Raw genomic sequence first — 5,815 nt, forward strand, 5'->3', positions numbered from 1 at the left:
GTGCCATTGCAACGCGCTACGAGAAGACCGCCTCAAGCTTCATGGGCGTTCTCGCCCTCGCGGCTGCGCTCGACTGGCTCAAGAGCTAACAGGCCGTAGATCCTGGAAGGCACCGACGCTGCCGTGAAAGGCCAGCTTGGTGCTCGCGCTGGGTAGGGCACCCCGGACAGAGCGGGGGCGCGAGTGGGCAGCCCCCTGTGAGGCGGATCGCGACATCAATGTTCTCCTGAGACGTTGCGCTAGCGGAACGCAGATCTACTCGGCCAATGGCATTGATCGAGCTCGCTTTGTGTGAGGAAAAACCATATTCATTTGTGTTGCTGGAGGTGCCCTAGAATCCACCCGTATTCGAACATAACTGTCCCTCGCCACATTTCAGCAAGTCTCTCCAGCATTACCGCGACTTGCTCTTCTCCAAATTCGTAAGCCAATAGGTTGGCACTGACCTCAAGCGCCGCCGCCAATACGGCAGACGGCGGCAATTCCTTCTTCTCTGCCCAGTCTGCCGTGGCAATAAATTGGTCAAGGATGCGGTCGGATAGCCTACTAAACTTTGGATCACGCATCGCGATTGCTCCTAAAGAAATCTCAAATCGCCAAGGTACATCGGGCGGCGTTTAACCGACCTGCCCATTCTGGAGGCGCCGCTAACGCCCCTCAAAGCTGCTGATACTGGCAACCCTTCCCGTCCAGATCGCCGAACGACAGCTCACGCCGGATCTGGCTTTCTGAATGGAGCGAGGGCGTGGGTGGCCGGCCCCCGGTGAGGTGGAGCGTGGCATCGATGTTCTCCTGAGATTAGTTGCGGGGTCAGGCCGCCATGATCGCGGCCCAATGGAGTAGCGGCGCCCACTGCCTGAATTTTACCAAGGATTGGTCCAGCGCTCTCTGAGCCGTGCCGACGGCACAACGAGGCTGGTTGGTCTTGTAATCCGCAGATCGAGATGACCACAGGGAAGCGTGCTTGAGGCAGCTCGGACACCGTAATGGGCTACATCCGCTCGGCATGACCAATTCGGACGCGAACCTTGACACTGCGGCGCCGCTCGAAACCGCCGCTACTGACGACTCGCCGATATCCCGTACTTGGTTCCTGGTGAATGCAGAGATCGTCACTGTCCAAGGCCGCCAGCATCCTCTCGATCAGGCGAGTGATGGTCCAGACGCGAGTGGCATCGAAGCATTCCTCAGCAGCAAGGGAGCGCGCAAACGTGACCAATTTCGTCCCGCAACGTGTAGCTTCGCGGTCCTCATAATGAATGGCGAGCGTGTCAAACAAGTAGGGAGGAACGCCCGCACAGCCGCCAAAGATTAGCCCGAGGCAGAGACCGCCGATCCTGAGCAAGAAGTTGGGATCCACGTCCTGCCGCGGCTCGGACTCGTCGAGCTCCTCGAACAGTAACTCGACGAGATCTTCCTTCGTGGTGATGGTGCGCATGTCAAAACTCCAACGTGACTCGATAGCAACCATGGGGCCTGCCGAAGGGACAGACAGGCACATTCTCGACCGGCGACAACGTCAAACCCGAGCGGGTTCGATGGTTGAACTTTACCAAACTCGTTTTGTCTGCTGTTAAGTGGTTAATGGTGCTTCAATGTCGTCTTTATTAGCCTATTTTGAGCCAACTACTGGCGCGAATTCAAATTAAAGAAAGCGGGGGCATTATGCATGGTGGACTGGACAGAGGACGATGCTTGGGCCTCCGAGCGCTGAGGCTGTCCATCCAGCAACTCGCTTAGGTTCAACGTAGCCTTGCCAGCCTAACGGGTTGGAGTGACGCGCCCGGCAAGGCTGGTATTCTCCTCACTGCTCGGCCTGCACTCGACCCATCATTGGTCTCCGTGCCGCCAGAGAGGCTCCTCTGCCCCGCACGTGCGCAGAACTCAGGGATCGAGAATGCGGGCAGCCACCGCGACGACCGACTGCCTTTCCCCGCCTGCCACCAGCCGTCTCTTCGCCACGTAGCGGGTGCCTTGCCCACCGGCGGCGGTGACGATCAAAAAGCCCAAACGTTGGAGCTCCTTTTTCAAATGCTGAGCCGCCGCCGTTCCGCCGACAATCGTGGCAAACCGCTCGTCGGTAAAAAGGTACTCGAGCTGACCGCGGTGCTCGTGGACGAACCCAAGTACCGCGTGAGGATCAGCGCCGACGGGCAGCAAGCCAGCACGCAAGTCCGTGAATTCGTTCCGACGCTGACGCAGATAGGCTCGCAAGGCGGCCAGGGGCGAGGTGGGCGTTGAGGTCGCAAGAAAGCTCGCCACATGGGCGACGTGCGCCCGCTCGCAAGCCAGGAGGGCATCACGCAGCTCACTTAAAGCGAACGCTAGAGCGGCAGCGCGCCTTACCGACCGCCATCAGGAATGGCATCTGAGCAAAATCGAGATGGGCAAGAATGAGGTAGCCTGAATTAAGCCGACCGAAGCCGTAGGCCACGTTCTCCACCTGACGTATCTCTCTAGCTGGCGTTTTGGCGGAGGGTTCAGCGATGGATGTGGCTCGCGCGGTCGAGATCCTGACGGGCGCTCGTGCCCCGCAATACCGGCTAGAGCGTGAGTTCGCGGTCCTGGCGTTCTCGGGTTGGCTGAACTGGCCGAAGGAGCCTTACGCGCCAACGAATTTGGTGCTCCTCGCGATCAATCAGGCACTTGTTGCCGAGCAGAACAAGGAGGGCGATCTCGACGCTCGCTGGCTCACTCAAGCCTTGGAGCCGAAATCGTACATCGCCCAGCTAACGGTTGGTTTGGGCGGCTTGCTCAGTGTGCCCGTGTTCGAGGCGGTCTCAGGCGAGTGGGGCTACGATGACACGCGGTATGTCGCTGATATCGTCCGGTTCCTCCTCAGCTACCGGCCACCAAGCCGCGACAAGCGCGAGAGCGCGAGCCTCGGCAAAGCGTCCGAGTTCATCAACCGCAAGGGAGGCTTCCGAGGTCGGGATGACGCTGGAAAGCGGTCCCGCGGGTACAGCGACTCGCAGCATCAAGAGGTCTGGAAGGCTTACAAGCGAACGGCTGCGTTTCAGTTTGTACGCTATTATGAATCCGAGATCCTCTGGCTGTTTGACCCCTGTGACGAGCACCTCCTCGACCGGCTGACGGAGACGGCAGCGAAGCGCGAGGAAATCCAGGGGTTCTTCTCGCGCTGCCTCTGGGTGCAAACTCGCCTGCGGGACCTCCTGGATCGCCGTTCGATGGCCAAGGAGGAGTATTTCGGCCTCCCCGATTCGGTCACCCCCATGCCCTGCCGAATCCCCCGCCTGCCAAAGGGCGTGTATGAGGTGATGCAGCAGTACACGCGAAATCGTGCTGCCAGCAACTTCTTGGATGAGGCCGCTGAATAAGAGGCGGCATCAAGCACTTATCGCAGCTTGTCCTATGCAAGTTGGCTGGATCACTTTGTAAAATCGTGGAACATTTTGGAGCTCCCGGAAACGTGCGAATCTCTCTTGGTCACTCAGGAGAGGGCACAATGTCGAACAAGCCGAAGCAAGCCTCAGACCTTTCTCGCTTGAAGGCGGACCGCTCGGTTCGTATCCCCGGTCAGCGGGATGGCAAGCAGAAGCGGCGTTCGCTTAAAGCGAATGTTCGCTCGTCGGTTACAAAGGACAGCTCCCAATCGGATGAGCGTCGCGCCTCCTTCGAGATCCTGGACAGCAAGAAGCTCCAGCGCGAGGGTGGGCTGGACCGGGCTCTGAAGGTCATTCGCACCTCGGTGGCACGTTTCAAGGCACTCAGAACCAACTACCGCGAGGAGCATCGTTATGCGGTGGCCTACTGCTACGGCCTCGCGCAGCACTTCGTGAAGGAGAAGCGAGCGTGGGCGGCCTTCTGTGAGGATAAGTTCTGGGAGGGTTATAAGGGCGGCCCGAAGAAGGCCAACCGCGCTGACGCCCTTCGGTATGTTCTGCTCTGGGCCGGTGGCGCTAAGGGCACCGTAGCATCGAAGTGCGCGAGCAAGCTCCACTGCGCAGTGCGCCCCTTCTTTGACCAGGGCGTTCCGGCCAAGGACATCCCCAGCAAGGTCGTGGAAGGGGGCGGGTTCGCCAAGCTGGCTTCCGATCACGTCAAGAAGAAGAGGGATGCAGGCCGTGCTGAGCCGCAAAAAAATACGAGTGCGGATGAACATGTGGCAAACTCCTCAAATCCCTGCAAGGTGAAGCTGATAGGAGAGCGCAAGCTGATGGAGCCACTCTTCCATCTCTCAAGCCGATCGACGATAAACATCCAGGTGAAGCCAATGCTCGACGAGAAAGGTCACCGTTCATACAAGGTTGTGAAGCTGCTCTCCGGCGTGGCAACGGGGCAAATCAAGTCTTAGCGCCGTAAGAGCACTCCGCGTCAGGACGAGCCCCTCACCCGTCGTGTGAAGCACTCCAGCGGCAAGCCCCGCCGTACCGCCCACTAACCTCTCGCTCGTCACAAAAAAACGTCCCTGTCAATTTGACAGGGGCGTTTCACATTCTGCGAATTTTCTGCATCTAGAGCGTCTCACTGCATCTGCTGATCCTTAATCTCACTCAAAGCCCGCGGGAGAATAAGGACGTCATCGAAGCTGGCCGTGCGACGCGGGATGGCCTTGAACCCGTACTCCACCATTCGTTTCGGGGTGGCGATGATCGGGGTGGCTGCAACGCTCCGAAGCGGACCTCCAACCTTTACATATAGGTCCTGATGTTCCGAAAAGTGTTGATCGAGAGGCTCTTTAAGGCGGGAGCGAGCAGGGAAAAGTCCGATCCCTTGAAGGTGAAGTCCATCGTTGACGGTAGCCTCCCGCAAGCTCATCCTTTCCCGCTTGGGAACAGGTAAATCGGGGCAAATGATCCAACGGGGGAGCTGGTCCTTGCTCTTTTCATGAGTAGGCTCTCTGACGACTCGGGTGAGGAGAGTGGCATACACACGCTCTACCTCTTTCTCCATTTGAATTAGCCGCCCACCTCTATTTCCTCGAAGTTGATTGAACATAAAGGTCAGAAAATATCCATCCCACCCATTCCTCCGGCGCTCACTGATCCATTCCCCATATTCATCAATAATCTGGTGGTTTTTATCCATTTGGGCAAACCTTTCACAAATACGCGGCTAATTTTCCGCGTATGGGGGCAGGGATAAAGCAGATCCGGCCCAAACATCGGCGCGTCCAGAAGGGGCCTGCGAACTGCGTTGGTCTTACTTTACCAACACCGTTTTCGGCCCCTGTTCCGGCTCCTAGAGGCGCGTCTGAGCCTCTTTGAGTCATCGCGCTGGATCGTTGATTAGATTGAGGGTGTCAGATTTTCACCGCCAGAGCTGCTGGCGTGTCGGATCGGCTCTGAAGCGTGAAAGACATGGCGGCGGTCATAGAGGCGGTTCTCGGCGACCTGACCAAACCGGAGCTCTGTGCGTGGGTGCCGGGCGCTGGTCTCTCTTCACGCCCCGCCGCCTCAGCTCCGGCCCCCGAGCTTGCAATGAGGAGCCCGGACGGCGAGGAGGACCGGCGGTGAACCCCGTCCGGGTTGCCCGCCCCGGCGCCCCCGTCCCCTTGTCCTCGGTTGGGTTCCTATCTCTCGGTCGCTTGCGCCTGGAGCTTGTCGCGAAGCCGGAGTAGGGCCGCGGCTGCCGCTTCCAGTCGCTGGCACAGGGTTCGAAGTTGATCGTACTCATCCAGAGGCGGATCGGCAGGGAGGGTTTGAGGCGCTGAAGCCTTGGGTGTGGCGTCAGCGTCTGGGATCCGGTGAGCCATTACGGCCTGTTATGGCTTGAGCCAGTCGAGTGCGGCGGCAATGCAGAGGACACCGGCGAAGCTGGTGGCGGTCTTCTCGTAGCGCGTGGCAACAGCGCG

At 59.0% G+C, this 5,815-nt stretch carries 6 protein-coding genes and 3 pseudogenes; 3 read left to right on the top strand and 6 right to left on the bottom strand.

Going from position 1 to position 5,815, the window contains the following annotated elements; all coding sequences use genetic code 11:
* Positions 1 to 89, top strand: a pseudogene (locus tag WDW90_RS34260) (IS5-like element ISMex42 family transposase); the annotation flags it as partial.
* 219 nt (positions 90 to 308) lie between these two features.
* On the opposite strand, the gene WDW90_RS34265 reads toward WDW90_RS34260, so the two are convergent.
* From WDW90_RS34265 to WDW90_RS34280, 4 genes and pseudogenes are all read right to left on the bottom strand, one after another.
* On the bottom strand, positions 309 to 566 hold the full coding sequence (locus WDW90_RS34265; RefSeq protein ID WP_336492176.1) for a hypothetical protein: 258 nt from the start codon (positions 564 to 566) through the stop codon (positions 309 to 311).
* Between the two features lie 425 nt (positions 567 to 991).
* Positions 992 to 1,438, bottom strand: a complete 447-nt coding sequence (locus WDW90_RS34270; RefSeq protein WP_336492177.1) for a hypothetical protein — start codon at positions 1,436 to 1,438, stop codon at positions 992 to 994.
* Positions 1,439 to 1,884: 446 nt separating this feature from the next.
* The gene (locus WDW90_RS34275; protein ID WP_336492178.1) at positions 1,885 to 2,262 is read right to left on the bottom strand and encodes a hypothetical protein; all 378 of its coding nucleotides are present in this window, start codon (positions 2,260 to 2,262) and stop codon (positions 1,885 to 1,887) included.
* Positions 2,263 to 2,320: 58 nt separating this feature from the next.
* A pseudogene (locus tag WDW90_RS34280) lies at positions 2,321 to 2,407 on the bottom strand (beta-hydroxyacyl-ACP dehydratase); the annotation flags it as partial.
* A 79-nt stretch (positions 2,408 to 2,486) separates the two neighbouring features.
* On the opposite strand from WDW90_RS34280, the gene WDW90_RS34285 reads away from it, so the two are divergent.
* Both WDW90_RS34285 and WDW90_RS34290 read left to right on the top strand, forming a co-directional pair.
* A complete protein-coding gene (locus WDW90_RS34285; protein ID WP_336492180.1) occupies positions 2,487 to 3,338 on the top strand; it encodes a hypothetical protein in 852 nt (283 codons plus the stop codon).
* 128 nt (positions 3,339 to 3,466) lie between these two features.
* The gene (locus WDW90_RS34290; RefSeq protein ID WP_336492181.1) at positions 3,467 to 4,315 is read left to right on the top strand and encodes a hypothetical protein; all 849 of its coding nucleotides are present in this window, start codon (positions 3,467 to 3,469) and stop codon (positions 4,313 to 4,315) included.
* Between the two features lie 170 nt (positions 4,316 to 4,485).
* Here the strand turns inward: WDW90_RS34290 and WDW90_RS34295 are convergent, their stop codons facing one another.
* Entirely contained in the window at positions 4,486 to 5,049 is a 564-nt protein-coding gene (locus tag WDW90_RS34295) for a hypothetical protein (RefSeq protein WP_336492182.1), read from the bottom strand.
* Positions 5,050 to 5,725: 676 nt separating this feature from the next.
* Positions 5,726 to 5,815 (bottom strand): annotated as a pseudogene (locus WDW90_RS34300) (IS5-like element ISMex42 family transposase); the annotation flags it as partial.

Origin of the sequence: Methylobacterium nigriterrae, from assembly GCF_037106235.1 — a bacterium.
GTDB lineage: Bacteria > Pseudomonadota > Alphaproteobacteria > Rhizobiales > Beijerinckiaceae > Methylobacterium > Methylobacterium nigriterrae.